Origin of the sequence: Curtobacterium sp. 18060 (genome assembly GCF_902706105.1) — a bacterium.
Lineage (GTDB): Bacteria > Actinomycetota > Actinomycetes > Actinomycetales > Microbacteriaceae > Curtobacterium.
Genome location: NZ_CACSJV010000061.1, coordinates 1 through 18585 on the forward strand (window position 1 = coordinate 1; position 18585 = coordinate 18585).

The following is an 18585-nucleotide window of genomic DNA, read 5'->3' on the forward strand; positions in this document are numbered from 1 at the left end:
CCTCACCCTCTCCGGCGATTCCTACCGCACCCACGGCCGCCGCGACCTCATCAACCAGACCGAGAACAACTAAGCTCAACAACCCCAGAAGGGGTCCGCCCCAGTTCGGCACAAAGGGGTCCGTTCTACTTCGGCGTCAACAAACGCGACGTCGACGAGGTCGATCGCGAGACGCGCACCATCGCCGGAACCATCTTCGATTGGAACGCAGCAGTTGCCAGCGACGACCCACGGACGATCACACGGGTCGCCGTCGCTGGCGGCGAGGTCGTAGAACACATAGCCGTAGGCCTCTCCTACGGTCAGGTGTTCTTCGGTGACGAGCGTCCAGAAGACCTCGGATGGTTGAAGATCCACACCCTCGCTGTTCTGCCCACCCACAGGGACCACGGCATTGCGAGCCAGCTCCTCCAGGCCGCCATCGCGGCACTTCCCCGCGACGTCGTTGGCATCTACGGCTCGGTCGTCCCCTCCAACACACCGGAAGCAATCGACTGGTACCGAGCACGCGGATTCCTGATCACCCCTGTCGCCGAGCTGTGGAACTCACGGCTCGGTCGAGGCGCCCAGTTGCTGACAGAGCGAGACCAGGCCTACTTCTACAGCGACCTCCAATCCCTCCGCCACTGGTCCGGCAAGCACGCCAGCGAACAGTCGGAGCTCGACCGGATCAGTAAGGAAGTCGACAAGGAGATGAAGCTCCGCGAACGGGCGGGCGCCACATCCCGTTCCATCGGGTACAGGGTGTACGCGGACCACGCTCTCGCCTCGAGCACAGGCACCTGCCCCCACATGGATCTCGCACCGATGCGCGGGAACCTCCTCGGCTGGGACCCCGCCCTGCAGGTGGTCTGCACCGGTTGCTACATCGGCCACCTCGAGGCGATCAAGCCGTACGACGCTGAGAACCGCTGCGACGGGTGTGGACGATCCACCACCGGCGTTCAACTCGCGACCGTCGCCCGAGACCTCACCCTCGTCACCGCCGGCCTGTGCCCTCGCTGCGCCGTACGGACCACCTTCGAACCCGCTTGACACTTCCCCAACACCTCGCGGTCGCTCAACTTGCTGAAACCAACCACGATCCCCCTCGATGGCCTGTACGCAGCGAAGCGGAGACAGGGCGCCCGCGCCGCGGCGCGAACCCGTCTCGATAGGCGAACGACTGACGAACGTCGGACCTGCCCGACCCGGTTGAGTGGCCAGCCTCAGCAATCCGATCGGATGGGTCGACTCGTGCGTCCTGTGACCGCCTGATCCGAAAGTGTTAGTGGGCGGCACCAACTAAGTGACATGCCGCTAACGCTCACGCAGCGGTACAGACGCGCAAGCCGTCCAGATCACCTCGGCGGTGACCAGCTGCGTCCGAACGCACGCATCAACACAACACCCCAGTCAGCATCCTTGATCGTGCCCGTCGACGTCTCCATGCTGAACTCGCCACGCTCGTAATACAGGCGCGCTTGGCCCACCAGGTGCGCACCGAGCTGCTCGGTGACATGCCACGTCTTCCGCGCCGTCTGCGACGGCACCAGCTCGAGCTGCAGCCGGTGACCGTGCACCGACACCGTGGACGGAAGCTGCGGAATACGAGGCGGCATGCGCACAGTCCACGCCTCCCCCCGCTAGATCCCCGCAGACACGCTGACACACCGGGGCAACACCCCGTTCGCCACGCCCATCTTGGCCATGCGTAGCGAGTGGGCCAGTTCCAATAATAGTTCTTCTCGGAGCGCGCCAGTGAAAACGCCCAAGTTCTACTCTGCGCGCAGAGTCCGCGATCGGGCACCTCAAAGCCCGCTCGATCGCTGACTCTTTATCACTAGCCCCTGCGCTGCCCCCAACCAAATTTGGTTTCCGAAATAAAATCGACGGTTTCAGACTGAAAACGTGTAGCGAAATCACTGCCGCTTTCATGCCCAAATAGCGGCAACGTCATCAGTTCGTCGAGGACATATACGTGGCATATATACCCGTCGACAACTTCCTGCTCAGGAGCGATCACCGCGCCTGTCGCATCAGCGAACTCGAGAGTCAGTTGCCGCTGTTCAGACAGGCTAAAAACCGACGAGATGATGGATGCTGCTTCTTTGTCCAGCTCTGAGATTTTAGTCATGCTTTACTTTTGATTCGAAACTTTAAAGCCGCCGTTTGTGTCGACCCATGCCGTGCCGGTCGTGAAGCCCTTTCGGGCACGCCAAGAGACGAAATCATAGTAACTAACATAGTGCGCGGCAACCATGTGCGACATGGAACCATGGAAGTGATAATCGCACCATTCAATATGCTTGCCTCCGCCACCGTAGCTCATACGCGTGTTGTGGTCCCACCACTGCATTCCAATTTCCGTTGCGTTAGAAGTGGCTCCTGCGCAGAATAGGGCGCTGACCTTCAGGCCCCATGCGGTCACGCTACTGTCACACACGCGTCGCAGTGAGAATGATGCCTGGAAGTTGGAATAATTGTAGGTCTTATTGCACTTCAGGACCGTGTTTTTCGGGCCTTGCACGCTAGCAGGCGTCATCGTCCGCGTGGATGCTAGAACGATCGTAGGCTGCGATGCGTGATTCACAGTGGTGGCATCGCTGCCGGGGTCGGCAGGGGTGTAGTCCGACGCATCGTCCGGTGCGCCGACCTCGTCGCTCATCGAGCTATCGGCAACGAACACCGCCGGCGTCGTGGTGAGCGAGCCGCTCTGTCCGGCTAGATCGGCACTTACTGTTGCGGACCACGAGTAGGTCTGGCCGTCGACGAGAGTTCCGTCAGGGATAGCCCAGCTTCCGTATTGGTCGCCGCTTGTGATGAGCGGAGTTCCGCTTCCACTGTCGTTCGCCCATACGCTGTAGTTGTAGACGGCCGCGTTGGGAACTGGGACACCCTCGGTCCACACTTCGAGTGATGGGCTCATCGACGCACTGTCACCGTTTGCCGGTGTTGCAACACTGACCGCGGTAGTCCAGTCACCAAACGTTGCAAACCATCGGGTTGATTCGTCCGAGCCGTCAGCCTGCGTCTGGTGCACGCTCAGAGTGTGATCTCCAGCAACCCCAGGTACGTGGATCGCGATTTTTGTTGAGACCGTAGTGGACAGCGCGGCGGTGACTGGCTCGCCGTCGTCAAGGATATACGAGAGAGTCTCGTTGGAATGGTCCGCGGGGCGGGCGGTAATGGAGCAGTCAACGCCGTCCGACGGCACGGTCTTAAGCCAAGCTCCGGTGGTGATGCTCGAACACGCGATCGCAGCCGGTGCTGGCGCGGAATACCAGCCTTGCACGTCGATGACGTAGTTCGTGGCGTCGGCGACGTTGTTGAGGCTGATCTTCCCGTTCGTACCGAGCGGGACGGTCACGGTGTTGGTGCGGATCTCGTCGGCCTGGAAGTTGATCGATGTCGTGTCCGGCTTGGCCGCACCGTCCGCCCACACCGCGGCGCGTCCGTCGCTGCCGCCATGGGCAACGACGAGGGTCAGCACAACCGCGGTGATCCCCGAGCCCATGACCGGAACCCCGGCAGTGCCAGCAATCTGGATCGAACGAGTCTCGTTCTTCGCCAAGATCGTGTTCCCGGTCGCCCGGGAGTCATACGCACGGCCCACACCAGGGGTGAAGACCGCACCGGTCTTGCCGACGGCGGTGAAGTAGCCCTGCAGGTCGATGACGAGGTTGATCGTGGACGACGCGTTCGCGATCGTCATCTTCCCGTCAGCCGACAACGCCACCTGCGCCTGGATCGACGTCGTCGCCGACGGTGTGTAGTGCAGTGAGTTCTGCGGCTTCGTGCTACCAGTGGCGTACGGGGTGAGGTTGCCGTCGGAGCTGGTGGAGTTGATCGCGATCAAGTTGACCACCGCGCCCGACGCGCCAGCCGGGACACCGTTCACGCCAGTGACCTGGATGTCGACGCTCTTGCCGGGTGCGATCGTCGCTTTCGGAGCGCCGAGCCCGGAACGGGTGTCAACGAACCGCTTCCCCGCCACGGGAACGAACCCACCCGCGGCGGTGCCGTCCGTGTTCGCCGTGTAGTAGCCCTGCACGTCGAGGATCACCCGGGCCGAAGTCTCGGCCATGATCTGGATCGTGCCATCCGCACCAACCGCGATGGCGGCGGTGTTGGAGACGTACTCCCCTGTGTTGCCGTTGTAGATCAGCATCGACGTCCGCGACGTGTCCGCATCCGGACGACCAAACAGAGTGCCATTCCCGGGCGCCGTGCCAACGGTGGCGTTCAACGACACAGCCCCAACGGTGCCGTCGTCCGGGACGCCGGCGAGCCCGGTCACCTGGATGGTGCGGTACTTGCCCGCTTCCATCGGCGTGCTGAACCCACCGGTCCCCTTGGCCGTGTCCAAGATCCGACCGGTCGCGGGCGTGAAGACGCCTCCAGTTCCGGTGTCGTTGAGCGCCTGCGCCTGGGTGGCGACGAGCAGTGATCCAACAAGTGCGAGCGCGCCGAGCGCGGCAGCAGCAATGCTGCGCCTCCTCGAGCGCGGAGCGTGCAGCAGAGTGCGCACGAAACCCCCCTACGTGATCGACAGCACGGGCTGCTGTCAGCCTGCGCAGCGTATGAGGAAGCTGAGCGTCTGTACCCGCCCCCCAAACGGGGCCGTACAGAAAAGACCAGGTCAGAGGCGGTCGTACCGCGGCGGCCTTAACGAACCTTCAGAGAAACGCGTGACATTCGCTCGTACGAGGTATTGGAACTAAGCGGATACCGTCATCGCTCTGGCCGTCGGCAGTCCGGTAGCCGATGGTCTATCGGAACGCTGGGACTACGCGGTGCCTGGCGCGCTAGGTAGATGCGAGCTTGGTGGAGTGCTCTGACCTCCCGACCGAGCACGCAAGGGCACTCAAAGCAGGGCACCCATGACGGGTCAATCCCCACTCTGGTAACGGAACTATCCCCATGGACTCGGCCTGCTCCCCGACCGCTGGGGTGGGCCCCTGGTAACGAAACAAGGGATCCCGAGTGGGATCCCTTGCGTTTCGTCTGTCCGCGGGGGGAGGCCCGAAAGCCCGCAAGTCCCACGACGCTGCACCTACAGGGTACATTTCCCACGTGCCGGCTGCTACCCCACACGACGACGCGAACATCCGATCCGCGCTCAGCGCACCGCGCATCGGCACCTACGTGACGGCTGCCGGCGGCGACACCGTCCGGGCAGTGAAGCTCTACGGCTGGAACGCCCGCGTCTCGGCTGCGCTGATGTTGCCGGCACACTTCGCCGAGGTCACCACGCGGAACGCCGTCGACGAAGCCCTCACGGGCGTCTACGGGGCACGATGGCCGTGGAATCCGACCTTCATCCAAAGCCTGCCGAATCCGAAGGGGAAGAGTTACAACCCTCGACGGAACCTGCAGATCGTCGCCGGCCACGAGCCGACCACGGGGAAGGTCATCGCCGAGCTGAAGTTCGTGTTCTGGCAGACGATGTTCACCGCCCGGCACGACGGACGTGTCTGGGGACCGCAGATCGCCGCCCTGTTCCCCAACGCAACGATCGCTGCGAAGCCCCTCCGCAGCCGGGTATACGACGACCTCGACGCCATCCGCCAGCTCCGCAACCGGATCGCGCACCACGAGCCGATCTTCACCCGTGACCTGAGCAAAGACCTCGCCCGCATGCTCGAGCTTGTCGACCTTCGATCAACAGCCACATCGACGTGGTTACGTGCGATGGAAGACGCGACAACAACGCTGGCCGAGCGGCCCTGACGGCGGGGCGGTACGCGCATGGACCTCGGATGGGTGACGGCGATGGTGACGACGGTCGTCGGTGGTGTCGTCACGCTCGCAACGCTCTGGCGGACGACAGCGATGGCAGCCCAGCGAGACAGGGACGCTGCGGACCGTGAGGACGCACGGCGCCGTGAAGACCACGCGAGGGAACGCCGCGGGATCGAGCGGGAAGCCGTCATGCGGCTCGTCGCCCGGTACCAGTCCACCCACTCGTACGCCCGGACCTTCACCCCTCGCCTAGTCGCTCGCCGGATCGACACCCTTGAACATGGCTCCATCGTCGAACCGACTGAGATCCGCACGTTCGAGGAAGGGCTCGACCTGTGGTGGGAACGGCGCGATGACTCGCTCGGCCTCGACATCGAACTCATCACTGACGCCGCGGTGCGAAGTGCTGTCCGCACCTGCGAGGACCTCATTGCCGAAGCAGTCGGCGTTTCCCAAGCGGCATACCCGCACGACGCGCGAAACCTCGTCATCCGATGCTCCTACCTCGCGTTCGAGATTCTCAGTGCCTGGCTCCGTGAGGAACCGATGTCGACACAGCAATCGGACGACGCCGCATACCTGGGCAAAGTTCTCCAGGCGTACTACGACGACTTCGACCAGCCGGACAGCTAGCTCCTACCTGCAAAGGCTGTGGTTGCTGTGACACGCTGAACGCACCAACAAGACCTACCGGAGGACACCTTGGCGCAGAAAGTCACCACCCATCTCATCGACGACCTCACTGGCGACACCATCGAAGAAGGCACCGGCACGACCGTGCAGTTCTCCTTCGACGGTGGCCACTACGAGATCGACCTCACCGACGACAACGCTGACGCGCTCCGTGCAGCGTTCTCCGACTACGTCGCCGCCGCCCGCAAGGTGACGGGGCGTGGCGGGCGTGGCAGCTCGAGCAGCAAGCCGCGCAGCAACCCGGACGAGCTCGCCAGGATCCGAGACTGGGCCGCCGCCAACGGGTACGACGTTTCCTCCCGCGGCCGGATCAGCCAGACCGTCCGCGACGCTTACGACGCCGCCCACTGACACGTTCGAGCACTCCCCCGCTACGCTCACTTTGAGCACTGTCGCAGGGGCTCCGGCCGGATCATCACGACACTGGTGGTCCGGCCGTTCCTGTTCCTTTACCCGGCGCGTAAGAGCAGCCTGGCGCGATGCAGGTGTTCCTCCTCATCAACGCCAGCCGACAGGGCACCATCGTGGGCGCGTTCGCCTCAACGGAAGCAGCGAGACGTTACGCCCGCCGAGTCGACCCGAGCCGCACCTTCACGTACGAAATCACCGAGGTGCCTTGGTTCGACAACTACGAGAACTACTGAGTCCCACTCTCCAGCGACTGCCACTTCCGCCGATACGACGGTTTTATGTCAAGTGGGAATGCCGCCCGATAATGGCATCAACGTGGCGCCATCCCGAGGAGCGAGCCCGCTTCGTCAAGGGCGGTCACGCGCGAGGATTGCACGCTCCAGAACAGGCCTTGCGCTGTGCTGATATCCAGCTGACCGTATTGCACGACGGGAAGGGCGGGGTTGTTCTTGAACCGCCGGTCCGGGCCGCCCTTGACGTTGACGTACTGCCAGGTCTCGCCGATTAGCTGTGTGTCTTTCGGCACGTGTCCCGGCTGTTCAACGAAGCGGGTCACGGACCGCCGTACGGTCAGGTGCCGGTAGGCGACGTCCGAGTAGCGCTTGCCAGTGCCCACGAGAAGCCGGTCCGGCAGGAAGTAGAGCGTCTCGTTCCCTGCCTGGACGGTCGGGATATCGATGTTCGAGGCGAGATACCTCGGCTGCTGGATGCGTGCCTCAGCGGAGATTCGTTGGACGATGGAGCCGACGCCAGCGTTCACCTTGTGTTGGTACGTGGTCTGGACTTGGCCCGACTGGACGGTGCGCCAGAGCTTGGCGCTGCTCGAGGTGGCATCCCATGAGGTGACGAACCGGTCGAACCAACGCGCTGCGTTGTCCTCGAGATCGTAGAAGAGGACGACGTTTTTCCGGAGCCCGTCACGAAGGAACAGCCACCAGCAGCCCGGGATAGCGAGTGCCCAGACGATGAGTCCCCACGGCATGAGCGCTGCCCCGATCACGAAGGCGGCGATGGCAGCGATCCAGCCCCAGCGCGGTCGTCTTGCAGCATCGTTGAGCTGCTGCACGATGTCGTCGCCCCCTGTCGGCCGGAGCTCGAGCGCAGATAAGCCGCTGGTGTCATCCATGAGGACTTCAGCTGGGTTCCACGGAACGGGCGCCACTGGCGGTGTCTGGACATTGGGTCTGCTTCGCGCGGGCTTCGATGAGAGGTACATCGCGCCGCTGGAACCGACCCGTACGTAGTTCCCGCGGGGCCCTGCGCCGATGCGAAGCCCTGGCACCCCCGCGCTGACACCGATACCTGACTTCGACAGGTTGAATCGCAGCGGCCCTGCTTTCACACTCGTGCGGAGCGAGATCCCCATGTGCCCCTCCTTTGGGTTCCGCTCATGATGCAGTGCCGAGAGCTCGCGATGCGAGTGTTCCAGCATGTTCCGTCGTCGTTGGTGCCCAACTCACCCCCGATCTGGGGGAGAGCGTCGAGCTGAGCAGCCCCGCAGACTTGTGCAGTCCTCATCACCAGGGAGCCGCAATGCCTTCACACCGTCCGAGCAGCCACCGCCCGATCGGCACCAGCCGGAGGAAGTTCCACACCACGACGTGGGTCGGGATCGTCGTCACCTTGATGCTGGCGCTCATCGCCCTCGCCTCAGGTGGTGTGTGGTCGATGCTGCTGATGATCGCCTTGGTGGTGCTGATCACTGCCGTCTACGGTCTGCTGTTCCGGCGCACCACCTGGCTCAGGCTCCCCCGGAAACGCTCCGCAGCGGCGCTCGGGGCAGGGCTCGCTTTCGTTGTACTCCTCGGCTCCGGATCAGCCTTCGGCGCCGCGCACCCGTCGAGTCCCGCAGCCGATCAGCCGGCGGCGATCGCCGCCTCCCCCGCCCCCACCAAGACACCACACGCGGCAGCGGCGACCCACACACCGACACCGACACCGACACCGACACCGACACCGACACCGACGGTAACAACGAAGCTCGTCACCGAGACCGCCAGAATCCCGTTCGAGTCCACGACCGTCGAGAACAACACCCTGGCGCAGGGCACGACCTCCTTGACGACCGAAGGCGTCCGCGGCGTCCAGACCACGACGTACCGCGTCACGATGACCGACGGCAAAGAGACCGGACGCCAACAGGTTCGCCAGGAAGTCACCACACCACCAGTGGCGCAGGTCACAAGCGTCGGCACATACGTCGCACCAGCCCCTGCCCCGGCGCCGGCCGTGCCCGACGGGGGCGGCGCAACCGCTCTCTGTGTTGACGGGTCTCTCTCGTACGCTGCCCACCACCAAGGCGCGTGCTCGCACCATGGCGGCGTCGCACAGTTCTACAAGTGATTCGGATCTCGACAGAAGACGCGCCCACGCCGATCCGCAAAACGAGGCCGGCCACGGGCTCCGGCCGCCGCTATCGGGAGCCAGACGTAGCATTCCGGCCAGCTCACGCTTGTGAGCGCTGATGGCAAAGGAGCCAATCATGCGAGTTGCCGCGTACCACTCAACGAACGAGTCGGATCCTGACGTCCACCACGTGGACAATGACTGCCCTGTCGGCCGACAAATCCCGTCCTACAACAGGGAGCCCGGAACAAACGGCTGGCGCCGCTGCGAACGCTGCGAGTAGAAGCTGCCTGGGTGCAGGTGACACCTCACCTGCACCCCGGCGCTCTCTCGAAGACCGGCGCCCAGTGCGACACACCGCGAGAGACCCTCGCCCTTCCGCACGGAACCGATTAGCGATCGCGAGGTAGCGAACTCCGGGCGCTCTAGAGCGTCCGGCGGCTCCGGGAGACCAGCCGATACCGCGCTCTTATGTCAACTGGCACAGCTCGGTAGCACGTTCAGCGAGACGTGCGGCACGAGTCGCGCGGAAAGACTCGTACTCGCTTGCGAAGTCGCTTTCCGCAAGAAATCCTCCATCCATGATGTTGCTCGCAGCGGTCGTGCCAATAGCAGGCATAAGCGAGCGATAATCACTGGGCGCCTTACGCCTAATTTTATTGTTGTCATCACGAGACAAGAATGCAAAATTTGCAAGATTGTTGATCTCTCGTCCATCAACGCCTAGCTCTTCGAGGTAAGCCTTTGGAAAGATATGGTGGAACTCGCTTTTGTTGTACGCCTGCAGCACAGACCTCAGGTCTATCTTATTACCCGAAATGAAACTGTATGGACCTTCGCTAGCTAGCATATTGACAAAGGTTGCAGTACGCGCGGAACCCATCCGGAAGCTCGTCTCAAGGAAGAAATTCGCACCAACAGCCACTCCAAAGTTGGCAATCTCCGAAACCGCACCGTCACGAAGTGATGCCATTTCCGCAACGTCTGCCTTCGCTGCCCGGGATGTCTGACCACTGTATCTTTCGGAGAAACAAGACCGCCAAAACCATTTTTTCAGTTGACTCAATTGGGCTTCCGTATAACGCGGCAATACCCCATCTTCTTTCGCAAAGAATGTTGCAAGCGGGACAAGCATGAGCGGATAGGGAAGCGTTTTCACTGTATGCACATTTAACTGCGAGTTGAGAAAATCGACCGCACCTTTGATTCCATTCACAACCTTCGTGTATGCGTCTCGAATAACCTCCCCTTCCGCTCGCATAAGTGAGTCGACAGTCGGATCTCCGCTGAGAATGGCTGCGCAAGAGCGTAGAACGAGGTCTCCGCCTACGACAGCGTCTCCAAAGGAGAACAACTCGAGTTCCTCCTCGAGGTCTACGAACTTTTGCCGCAAGTCAAAATCATCCCGCCATGTCCACGCGGCAAGAAGTTCGATAGGACTCAGTTCGACACCTTGATGATTGATTCTCTCGAAGACGATCGCTACGGTGCCTCGGTCTTCTGTCTCGATCTCCTGAACGGGGAGCATCGCCTCTTTAAAGCGGCTGTGGAGGTCATCAAGTATTTGCAGCTGCTCTTCGTCGAACTCGTTAGTGGCCTTTCGGTAGGCCGTAGAATCAAACAGTGTTCGCAAGGGGAAATGCGCGGAACTGTCTACGTCAGACCCATGAAGAGCGAGAAACTGCGGCTGCTGCGCGCTTGGTTCAGCAGACAAATCGAAGTAGATATCCGGGTATGCATCGGATTCGGGCCGCGTGAAGTCCGTCTGGAAAGTCATGAAGAGTGACGTGACTCGCTGCTGACCATCAAGTACGTAGGTCGTAGAGGCTTTTTCTCCGGGCGTCGGCAGCTCATAGGGGCCGATGTGGCGATCCGATTCAAGCTTTTGCTGGGTTGACCAGAATAGTAGAGACCCGAACGGGTACCCCTTGTAAATCGAGTCTATAAAATGCGAGATATGGTCAGCATCCCAGACAAATTCCCGCTGGAACGCCGGTATTCGCACCTGCCCCTCACCGACCTGTTCCAACAGCTTCCGGATTGAGATGCTTTTCAGTTCAGCCATTTGCTGTAACCCCCTTCGAAACTGAGCATAACGCGCGTAGTGACCCAACCAACACTGCAGTCGCTTGCACAGCTACAGGTCGGCTGCTTGACGGTGCCCTGCTCTTCAAGCCTCAGGAGCCAGGAGTCACCTCAGGGACGTGGTCATGCACTGTGTCGCGTGAGGTATACCCCAGCGCCACATGCGCAGAGTTGGTCGAATCGCGTGGTTCTAGGGTGCCGATCCGTCCTTTTGCTACAGGAGTGTGCGAGGGTCTAGGGGTGGTGCAGCATAAGACGCAGACCGTCGCCTACGTTCGGGTGAGCTCGATCGATCAGAACCTCGACCGGCAGCTCGAGGCCATCGGCCACGTCGACCGACTGTTCGAAGAGAAGGTTTCCGGCGGCTCCCGCACCGATCGAACCGCGCTCCTCGACTGCATCGGCTACGTCCGCGACGGGGACGTCGTCCGAGTCGCCTCGATGGACCGGCTCGCCCGCTCACTTGGCGACCTGCGTGACATCGTCGACGAGATCACCGCCAAGGGCGCCTCGGTCGAGTTTGTGAAGGAACAGCAGACTTACAGCCGCGACACGGATGACGCGATTGGCCGGCTCATGCGGAACCTTCTTGGTGCGTTCGCTGAGTTCGAACGCACCCTCATCCGCGAACGCCAACGCGAGGGCATCCGCATCGCCAAAGCCGCCGGTAAGTACAAGGGCCGCAACCGTAAGCTCACCGACGACCAGATCACCGAAGCACGCCGACTCATCAGCACCGGCGTCCCCAAGACAACCGTCGCCCGCGGGCTCGGCATCGACCGCACGACCCTCTACCGGATGCTCGCGACACCCCTCTCCCCCGCCTCCACAGATGGGGCTGCCAGCGACGTCGCTGCTGTGTAGCGTTTGGCGCCCCCGGATCCACCGGGCATTTTTGCGGGACAGGCATACAGCAATACGCCCGGTCAGGTTGCAGCAGGCAACGGATGCCATCAGAGGCGACACCTGTCGTGTAGCGGTGCACCACCGGTCATCGGGACGGTCGGTTGCCGACCCTGGGAGCTATGTTGAGGGCCATGAGCAACCCGAATGCTTCTCAACATGCCAAGACGACGCTGGTCGTAGCCGGATTCATCCTGCTTGTGGCAGGAGTCGCCATGGCTGTCGTTGGGTTCACCGACACGAGCCCATTCCTCGCTGCGGTGGGGTTCATCATCGCCGTGTGCGGGGTCGTCGCGGTGATCGTGGCGGTCAGTAGGAAACCGGTCCGCTGAAGGATCCGCTTCTGAGGCTGCTTCGGCAACGCATCGGTCGACGAGTGGTGCGGGCCGCCAGCGATATCCGGCCAGCGTCGGTGCCGCCGGGTGTGCTCCAACTGGGCTCAGGGTCACTGCTCTCGCTGTCGCGCAACTAGTGAGGTGGGTTGACGCTCAGAGGTGATTCCGGATCCAGTCGTTGACGTTCTTCGACACTCCGTGCGTCGCCCAGGACTGCCCGGTGACGGTGACGACGGCGACAGCGTCGTTGCTGTCGACGATCTCGCCGATGCCGTCGCGGAGCTGCTTCGCGGTGAGGTCGGTGTCGACGAAGTAGCTGCTCTTCGCCGGGCGCGCCCAGCTCCGGTGCGACTTCAAGTATGTGATGAGGGCCTCGTACTTCTGCCCGGTGGTGTTCAGGTCGTAGTTCACCCAGTGAACGGCCATGGTTGTGCTCCTGTTGATGCAATGCGATGCGTTGGTGGTGGGCGGGTGGGCTGCGAGAAGGTCGCAGCTCACCCGCCGCTGATTACTTTTCGTTCCGGACACCCTTGTGCTGGTTCGCGCTCCCGTTAAGGATGCGGCCCGTGCTGGTGTCACGCTTGAACCACTGACCGTTGTGCTGGAACTCGCTGCGTCCCTTGACGGCACCATTGCGGTGCCCGTTGCCGGTGTTCTTTGCCACTGTTGTATTCACCTCCGCTCTGAGCGAGAGTCGGCGGTTCCGCCACGCTCACTTAGTAGTCGGAAGGAGAGTCGCTGACTTAAGCCCGTTGCGCGGATACTTCTGCGACATGTCGGCACGGCGGTGCGGCAAAGCGCAGGAGGACATCGAAGGAGTGGAACTGCAGAGAACGACGCCCCGCGCCATGCGGCGGCGGGCTACTGGCAGTCGATGCAGACGCCCGTGTCGTTGATGAGGTACGAGTTCTTCAAGACTCCGCATTCGGTGCATGCGCGGGCGCGGGCGGCGTTCCGGTCGCAGCGGCACTTGCCGCAGACCGGGCAGTGCGGTTCCCGACACGTCGCGCACGGCCACCCGCGCACGGATACCGGCCCTTGACAGCAGGAGATGGCGATGGTCGGCCGTTGGTCGTAGTCGCGTTCGCCGATCGGCTGGGCGATGCCACTGCCGCCGCTCCAGATGTTGGCGTCTGCGAAGACGGCGATGACGTACCGTCCGTCGCGGACAGCGTCGACCCAGAAGTCCGCTTGCGCTCCCCAAGGCGCACGCCAGCCGATGCGCCGTCGGAGGGGTGTGCCTTCGTGGAGTTCGAGGAGGGGGTTTCCAGGGTCGAGGATCTGGTTTCGCCAGGGGTAGACCGTTGGCCATCCGTGCTCTGGATCGGGGTGCACTGAGGCGTGCGCGACGGCGCCGTATTCGGGGTCGATCATCGCGATGGCACCGAGCCCTCGGAGTTGCTCGGTGAGGGCGATGATGCAGACCGGTCGACTTGCGCGCGTGGTGCGGTACAGGTCGACGACGTCGGCGGCTTGCAAAGGCCGCTGTAGCGGCGGCAGTGTCGCCACGGGAAGCAGCAGCGCCTGCGCGATGCGGTCGCAGAGCATCTCGAGCAGATGTTCCGGACGGTATTGGTTCGCGATCCAGTCGTAGAGGCCAGCGTTCGTGACGAGGATGTGCGCGAACTCGTGGGCGAGCGTGAATTGGTCGCGGTCGCTGTTCGAGGACGCGGCGTAGAGCACCACACCGTCTTCCAGGAACGACAAACCGTCACAGGTACCATCGGCCGCACGTTGAGTACCGAGATGTTCAACCTGCTCGACGATGAGGCCGAACTCGTCCTGCATGGTTGCGGCGGGGTTGGCTGCGAATCGCAGTCGTTGCTCATCGGGCACGGGCTGCAGTGCTTTCGCGACAGCCCGGGTTAGGTTCATCGTCCTTCTCTACTTTCGAGCGCGCTGATGAGCGCCTCAATCGAGGAGAGCGTGTCCTCGACGTCTGTCCGAGCTCCGCGGTGCACAGTGGTGAGGGCACGACGTTCTAGGGCGCCCCGGGCCTCCGGAACGGTCATATGACGCAGTCGCGCCCACCGTGTGACGAGCGAGGCGAATCGGGGCGAACGGCGGAGCTGCTGGACGAGGTCATCCTGCTCCGCAGGCGCGGACGCACTAATGAGCTGTTCCGCTGAGGTGTTCAGCAGTGCGGCGAGAGCGGTGATAACAACGGGGGGCACCTCAGCGGCGTTCGTGGTCTCCCACCGCATCACGTCCGCCGGAGTGAAAGTCCACCCACGTCGGTTGAGCTCGGTCGCGACGTCGCTGACGGTGCGCTGCTGACGTTGCCGCTGCGCGCTGAGGAGGCGACCGTCGAGGCGTTTCTCCGGTGACGGTACGAGGCCAAGGAGCTTCGCCGCCCGGTCGTCCTCAAGCGCTGGAGCGCCTGCGTACCGGGCGAGGTTCTGAAGTTCGTCCACGATCGCGGCGAAGGGTCGTAGGTCGGCGGAAAGTTCGGGCAGCGGAACGGGCGCTGATCCGTCGTCACGGCTCAGCCGACCGGTCGCCATCAGTCGGGTGACGAGGTCGTCGTTGTCGGTGGTCATCGTTTCGCTCCTTCCATTCGTTGCCGCAGCTTCTGCAGTGCTTTCGTGAGGATCTGGGAAATGCGGGCTGGGGTGACCCCGAGCGCTTGCGCGACGTCCTTCTGCGGCTCGTTCCGGATCGATACGCGGACGATGACGTCCCGTTCCCTGTCGGTCAGCACGTCCCACGCGTCCCACACCTCGGCAACGGCCAGGCCCTCATCGAACGCGTCCTCGACCTCTACGTACGCGTCAACGGGGTGCGGGAGATCCTCGAGCGCTTCCGGCGCGCCGGCATACTGCTTCGGATGCAGGCTCCGGATCGCGTCGATGGCGCGGCGCTTCGTCATCGTGATGACGAACGCCGCCGGATCCTCCACACCGGTGGGCCGCTTGTGGAGCAGTTCCTCGACGACGGTGAGCACGACATCTTCTGCGTCGCGTTCAGCGCCGACCTTCGCCAGCTGCGCGGCTGCGATGCGGTGGAGCATGTCTTTGTGGGCGCTGTAGAACGCCGCGATGCCTTCCGGTGTGGATAGGTCCATCGGTCCCCCAACGTGTCAACAACTGCCATGCCGGCTGCGAGCTACCTTCACATCATGGAGTCGTCGTTCGCGTCGGGGAAGTAAGTCCTTGTAACCGCCGGGCGTGTCGCGCGGAAAATGAGGGCCCCTGAGGTGCCGCCGGAGGCTGGTGACGGCAGTCGGGGTCCACGGCGCCGCCTGCCAGCGTGGCGGAGACCCCGACTGCCGTCGTTCGACATTGCCGACCGACCAGACCAGACCATGACGACCTACTGCCGGCTGTGACACCCGGTGAGATCGACCGATCGGCGTCCGGTAGCCGATCGCCGAGCGGGACAGGCATCCTCCGAGGTGTTCGGCTATCGGGGTGCCGGTTCCCATGACGCTGATTGCCAGCGGTGAGGTCGCTCGTCATGGCCGGTCGCCGCCACAAAGTCGTACGCTCAGGGCGTGGATGCTCGACTCAGCTCCGGGTGCACGGACCATCCTGGCTATGGGCTTGTGCGCTGGACGGCCCGAAAACTGACGCTGCCGGACGGCAGTGTGTTCGCAACCGTCCTTGACACCGCGACGGACAGTGAGGGCCTACCCCTCAGTGAAGCGGGCCGCAGCGAACTCATCTTCTGGGAGAGCATGACCGCGTAGCGATCCTCCCAGGGACCCTCACTGCTCCGCGGAAAGGACGACACCGCGGGCTCGCCGACAGCTCCCCCAAGCCCTCTGCCACGCGCTGCGTCTCACAAACCGTCAAGACCACGCGACGAACCGCCAGCCAGGCCCAGACGACATTCCGAGACAAGCGGCACCCGCTTGGATGCTGATGTCACCGACATGGCAATGTGTCTCACGGCTGCGTCTCGGAAAACTATAGTTTCCCGAGACGTTAGGGTCTGTAGCGTTTGACGCCCCAGCGCCGGGCAGTTTTGCGGGGCAGTCATACGGCAATACCCCCGATCAGGCAGCAGTAGACAACGGGGCCCTCCCAAGGCGACAGTTGTCGTGTAGCGGTGGACGACCGGCTTACGGGACGCGCTCGAGTCATCTTCGGCACGCTCTGCACGTGTGCGCTCGGCGCTACTCTTCATCGTCCTGCTTCGGTGGTGATGGTTTACCCCCTCGCGACCCAGATACCCGGGAAACCTACGGCGCGTCTCGCTCTGATTCGATGAAGCGGTATGAATGGATACATGCTCAAGATCCGCACTCGGTGGTCTCGCTCAAGCGCTCAGTTCTCTCTTCCGCTTCCTCCGGACATGGTGAAGGACCAGCTGGTTGCTGCTTCCAAGACCTTGCATGGCCTGCGCGTTCGATATGCGACCGCGCGCCGAGTGGTGCTGATGTCGCCGCCGAATTGGAGGACTTGGGGGGACCTGATCACCGTTGAGTTCGACTCGCAAGATGACGGCGGCACCAGCGTCAGTGTGAGGACCACTCCCTCGCTGCCACTCTGGTTGTACGACTGGGGCCAAGGCGCGAAGGACATTCGCCTCATCCACGAAGCACTCGACCGCTCCGTCCGCTGACCGGTCCGCTGACCGGTCCGCTACCGCGACGGTTCTCTCTCCCCTTCGACGGCCCCTTCGCTGGCCCCGGTTGACGCAGGCTGAAAGCGTGAGTCAGATTCGACGTGCGCAGGTATTCGCGTGGACCATGCCTTCCATTGCCCTTGTACTCATCGCGGTCCACGCACTGGCATGCTTCCTGACATACATGCACACCGCTCCAATCGATGCTGCGTAACGAGCAACCGACGAGAGTGGCCGCGAGGTCCTTCGTGCACCTTCCGCCGACGTCACGGCCGCTGATTGACCCCAGGGCATCACTCGGATCGCCTCGTTTCCGGTGGCCATCGTGGGCACTCCAACAAGTCCGAACTGAGGATGCCGCACTGGTGTCCACGTACCTCATGATGATCGTCGGCATCTTCGAATGCGTCGCGGGTATCGTCGTCGCTGCATTCGGAGTCCTCGAAATTCTCCGACTCTGACTGCCGTCGACTGCGGCGCAACCGTTCACGACGCTCGCGTGACAGGTAGCCGCAGCTACATCCCGTGAGACGATCAGCAACCGGAACGAGCCTCAGCTGACCGTGGCTTCGCCCATGACCGGGCCGCTCCAGGTCATTGCGAAGGGTATCTGATTGTCGGGATCACGCCAAAAGCGCGATCGGAACTTTGGTCAAGCGCCTCGGTGCATGACGCTGGCGCACTTGCCTAACGGACAGCGCGCCGATGCGAGTCAACGTCTCTTGGAGACGTCATCGTCAACACTATGCACCTTTCGCCGACTCTGCCTGACAAGCACAGCACCCAGCGCGACCGCGGAGACGAGCACAATTAATCCGCCAACCCAGGTCTCCCACCGGCCGACGTTCGCACCGCCCCCAATAGTGAACATAAGACCAATACAAATTGAGCCAACAAGCGCTATCGGTGAGAGTGTACGCCGCATGAAATTACTCAACAGATAAACTCTCCATCGCCATTGATTGTACCCGTACTGTTGCCCGGCGTAAATTGCGCCGAGAAGAAGTAATAGCCGCCGCCAATGGTTGAGATGATGCTCCAAGGATTCGGTGCCACAACGGCAGAGATAGCGTCGCCCGTCAGAAGTAGCACCTGACCCGCCTGCGCCCAACAGGCACCAGAGACATCGTGCCCGGTCGCATCGGATTTGTTAATGGCGTCACTGGCTGCGAAGGCGTAGCGGTTGGCGTTGCTCGGGCTGAGTGGTGCGTCGAGCGTGTCGCGTTCGATCCATGCGCCGGCGGTGCTGGACTGCCACCGGTACCCGAACTTGGTGAGCCCGTTGTCGGTGCTGGACGAGCGGAGACCAGACTTGAACCCGTACGGGTTCTGCTGCCACTGCGCACTGTTGCCGCCGACCTTCACGGTTTCGACGCCGTACGGGTCGTAGGAGACGGTGTACGCGGTCTTGCCGGTGTCCGCGATCGCGGCGGCCGGATTTCCGGTGCCGTCGATGACCCACATGCTCGTGGTGCCGTCCGTGGTCTGCAGGTCCAGGGGCTGCCCCGCGGACGGGTCG

Annotated in this window: 20 protein-coding genes; 9 read left to right on the plus strand and 11 right to left on the minus strand. The window is 62.7% G+C overall.

Annotation, left to right across the window (positions count from 1 at the left end; translation table 11 throughout):
• Positions 1-1035, plus strand: a 1035-nt coding sequence (locus GVL05_RS17845; protein ID WP_159574006.1) for an N-acetyltransferase, incomplete at its 5' end; no start/stop codon positions are given.
• 305 nt (positions 1036-1340) lie between these two features.
• Here GVL05_RS17845 and GVL05_RS17850 read toward each other — a convergent pair.
• The 3 genes from GVL05_RS17850 to GVL05_RS17860 all read right to left on the minus strand — a co-directional run bounded on the left by GVL05_RS17850 (position 1341) and on the right by GVL05_RS17860 (position 4510).
• The gene (locus GVL05_RS17850; protein WP_159574007.1) at positions 1341-1607 is read right to left on the minus strand and encodes a hypothetical protein; all 267 of its coding nucleotides are present in this window, start codon (positions 1605-1607) and stop codon (positions 1341-1343) included.
• Positions 1608-1822: 215 nt separating this feature from the next.
• Complete coding sequence (locus tag GVL05_RS17855; RefSeq protein ID WP_159574008.1) at positions 1823-2116, minus strand: hypothetical protein; 294 nt, start codon at positions 2114-2116, stop codon at positions 1823-1825.
• Positions 2117-2119: 3 nt separating this feature from the next.
• Positions 2120-4510 carry a hypothetical protein gene (locus GVL05_RS17860; protein WP_159574009.1) on the minus strand — a complete coding sequence of 797 codons (2391 nt, stop codon included), beginning with the start codon at positions 4508-4510 and terminating at the stop codon, positions 2120-2122.
• Between the two features lie 650 nt (positions 4511-5160).
• Here GVL05_RS17860 and GVL05_RS17865 point away from each other — a divergent pair.
• From GVL05_RS17865 to GVL05_RS17880, 4 genes are all read left to right on the plus strand, one after another.
• Entirely contained in the window at positions 5161-5712 is a 552-nt protein-coding gene (locus tag GVL05_RS17865) for a hypothetical protein (protein ID WP_200849269.1), read from the plus strand.
• Between the two features lie 18 nt (positions 5713-5730).
• Positions 5731-6357 carry a hypothetical protein gene (locus GVL05_RS17870; protein WP_159574010.1) on the plus strand — a complete coding sequence of 209 codons (627 nt, stop codon included), beginning with the start codon at positions 5731-5733 and terminating at the stop codon, positions 6355-6357.
• A gap of 69 nt (positions 6358-6426) precedes the next feature.
• Positions 6427-6768 carry an Lsr2 family protein gene (locus GVL05_RS17875; RefSeq protein ID WP_159574011.1) on the plus strand — a complete coding sequence of 114 codons (342 nt, stop codon included), beginning with the start codon at positions 6427-6429 and terminating at the stop codon, positions 6766-6768.
• A 128-nt stretch (positions 6769-6896) separates the two neighbouring features.
• On the plus strand, positions 6897-7061 hold the full coding sequence (locus tag GVL05_RS17880) for a hypothetical protein (protein WP_159574012.1): 165 nt from the start codon (positions 6897-6899) through the stop codon (positions 7059-7061).
• Positions 7062-7138: 77 nt separating this feature from the next.
• Here GVL05_RS17880 and GVL05_RS17885 read toward each other — a convergent pair whose 3' ends face one another.
• Together GVL05_RS17885 and GVL05_RS20290 are read right to left on the minus strand one after the other, a co-directional pair.
• On the minus strand, positions 7139-8194 hold the full coding sequence (locus GVL05_RS17885; protein ID WP_159574013.1) for a DUF4236 domain-containing protein: 1056 nt from the start codon (positions 8192-8194) through the stop codon (positions 7139-7141).
• A gap of 151 nt (positions 8195-8345) precedes the next feature.
• Positions 8346-8468, minus strand: a complete 123-nt coding sequence (locus GVL05_RS20290; RefSeq protein ID WP_268839667.1) for a hypothetical protein — start codon at positions 8466-8468, stop codon at positions 8346-8348.
• On the opposite strand from GVL05_RS20290, the gene GVL05_RS17890 reads away from it, so the two are divergent.
• Entirely contained in the window at positions 8455-9171 is a 717-nt protein-coding gene (locus tag GVL05_RS17890; RefSeq protein ID WP_200849270.1) for a G5 domain-containing protein, read from the plus strand. The two genes, GVL05_RS20290 and GVL05_RS17890, sit on opposite strands and share 14 nt — an antisense overlap.
• A 472-nt stretch (positions 9172-9643) precedes the next feature.
• On the opposite strand, the gene GVL05_RS17895 is transcribed toward GVL05_RS17890, so the two are convergent.
• Positions 9644-11239, minus strand: coding sequence for a DUF262 domain-containing protein (locus GVL05_RS17895; RefSeq protein WP_159574014.1), 1596 nt, complete (start codon positions 11237-11239; stop codon positions 9644-9646).
• A gap of 221 nt (positions 11240-11460) precedes the next feature.
• Here GVL05_RS17895 and GVL05_RS17900 point away from each other — a divergent pair, with 221 nt between their 5' ends.
• Both GVL05_RS17900 and GVL05_RS17905 read left to right on the plus strand, forming a co-directional pair.
• Positions 11461-12123 (plus strand): recombinase family protein, encoded by a 663-nt coding sequence (locus tag GVL05_RS17900; protein ID WP_235036052.1) that lies wholly within the window; start codon positions 11461-11463, stop codon positions 12121-12123.
• Positions 12124-12296: 173 nt separating this feature from the next.
• Positions 12297-12494 (plus strand): hypothetical protein, encoded by a 198-nt coding sequence (locus GVL05_RS17905; protein ID WP_159574015.1) that lies wholly within the window; start codon positions 12297-12299, stop codon positions 12492-12494.
• Positions 12495-12650: 156 nt separating this feature from the next.
• Here the strand turns inward: GVL05_RS17905 and GVL05_RS17910 are convergent, their stop codons facing one another.
• From GVL05_RS17910 to GVL05_RS17925, 4 genes are all read right to left on the minus strand, one after another.
• Positions 12651-12923, minus strand: coding sequence for a hypothetical protein (locus GVL05_RS17910; protein ID WP_159574016.1), 273 nt, complete (start codon positions 12921-12923; stop codon positions 12651-12653).
• A gap of 435 nt (positions 12924-13358) precedes the next feature.
• Positions 13359-14372, minus strand: a complete 1014-nt coding sequence (locus GVL05_RS17915; RefSeq protein WP_159574017.1) for an ImmA/IrrE family metallo-endopeptidase — start codon at positions 14370-14372, stop codon at positions 13359-13361.
• A complete protein-coding gene (locus GVL05_RS17920) occupies positions 14369-15037 on the minus strand; it encodes a hypothetical protein (RefSeq protein ID WP_159574018.1) in 669 nt (222 codons plus the stop codon). Before GVL05_RS17920 ends, GVL05_RS17915 begins: the two co-directional genes overlap by 4 nt.
• Positions 15034-15561 carry a sigma-70 family RNA polymerase sigma factor gene (locus GVL05_RS17925; protein WP_159574019.1) on the minus strand — a complete coding sequence of 176 codons (528 nt, stop codon included), beginning with the start codon at positions 15559-15561 and terminating at the stop codon, positions 15034-15036. The genes GVL05_RS17920 and GVL05_RS17925 overlap by 4 nt, the downstream gene beginning before the upstream one ends.
• A gap of 1166 nt (positions 15562-16727) precedes the next feature.
• Here GVL05_RS17925 and GVL05_RS17930 point away from each other — a divergent pair.
• Positions 16728-17063 (plus strand): hypothetical protein, encoded by a 336-nt coding sequence (locus GVL05_RS17930; RefSeq protein WP_159574020.1) that lies wholly within the window; start codon positions 16728-16730, stop codon positions 17061-17063.
• A gap of 936 nt (positions 17064-17999) precedes the next feature.
• Here GVL05_RS17930 and GVL05_RS17935 read toward each other — a convergent pair.
• Positions 18000-18585, minus strand: a 586-nt coding sequence (locus GVL05_RS17935; protein WP_235036051.1) for an RHS repeat-associated core domain-containing protein, incomplete at its 5' end; no start/stop codon positions are given.

Bases quoted from the DNA above. Each gene is read 5' to 3' on its own strand.
- GVL05_RS17920 (WP_159574018.1), bottom strand. From the start codon at position 15,037: ATGACCACCGACAACGACGACCTCGTCACCCGACTGATGGCGACCGGT.
- GVL05_RS17895 (WP_159574014.1), bottom strand. From the start codon at position 11,239: ATGGCTGAACTGAAAAGCATCTCAATCCGGAAGCTGTTGGAACAGGTC.
- GVL05_RS17890 (WP_200849270.1), top strand. From the start codon at position 8,455: ATGCTGGCGCTCATCGCCCTCGCCTCAGGTGGTGTGTGGTCGATGCTG.
- GVL05_RS17855 (WP_159574008.1), bottom strand. From the start codon at position 2,116: ATGACTAAAATCTCAGAGCTGGACAAAGAAGCAGCATCCATCATCTCG.
- GVL05_RS17870 (WP_159574010.1), top strand. From the start codon at position 5,731: ATGGACCTCGGATGGGTGACGGCGATGGTGACGACGGTCGTCGGTGGT.
- GVL05_RS17905 (WP_159574015.1), top strand. From the start codon at position 12,297: ATGAGCAACCCGAATGCTTCTCAACATGCCAAGACGACGCTGGTCGTA.
- GVL05_RS17880 (WP_159574012.1), top strand. From the start codon at position 6,897: ATGCAGGTGTTCCTCCTCATCAACGCCAGCCGACAGGGCACCATCGTG.
- GVL05_RS17915 (WP_159574017.1), bottom strand. From the start codon at position 14,372: ATGAACCTAACCCGGGCTGTCGCGAAAGCACTGCAGCCCGTGCCCGAT.
- GVL05_RS17885 (WP_159574013.1), bottom strand. From the start codon at position 8,194: ATGGGGATCTCGCTCCGCACGAGTGTGAAAGCAGGGCCGCTGCGATTC.
- GVL05_RS17910 (WP_159574016.1), bottom strand. From the start codon at position 12,923: ATGGCCGTTCACTGGGTGAACTACGACCTGAACACCACCGGGCAGAAG.
- GVL05_RS17925 (WP_159574019.1), bottom strand. From the start codon at position 15,561: ATGGACCTATCCACACCGGAAGGCATCGCGGCGTTCTACAGCGCCCAC.
- GVL05_RS20290 (WP_268839667.1), bottom strand. From the start codon at position 8,468: ATGAGCGCCAGCATCAAGGTGACGACGATCCCGACCCACGTCGTGGTG.
- GVL05_RS17930 (WP_159574020.1), top strand. From the start codon at position 16,728: ATGCTCAAGATCCGCACTCGGTGGTCTCGCTCAAGCGCTCAGTTCTCT.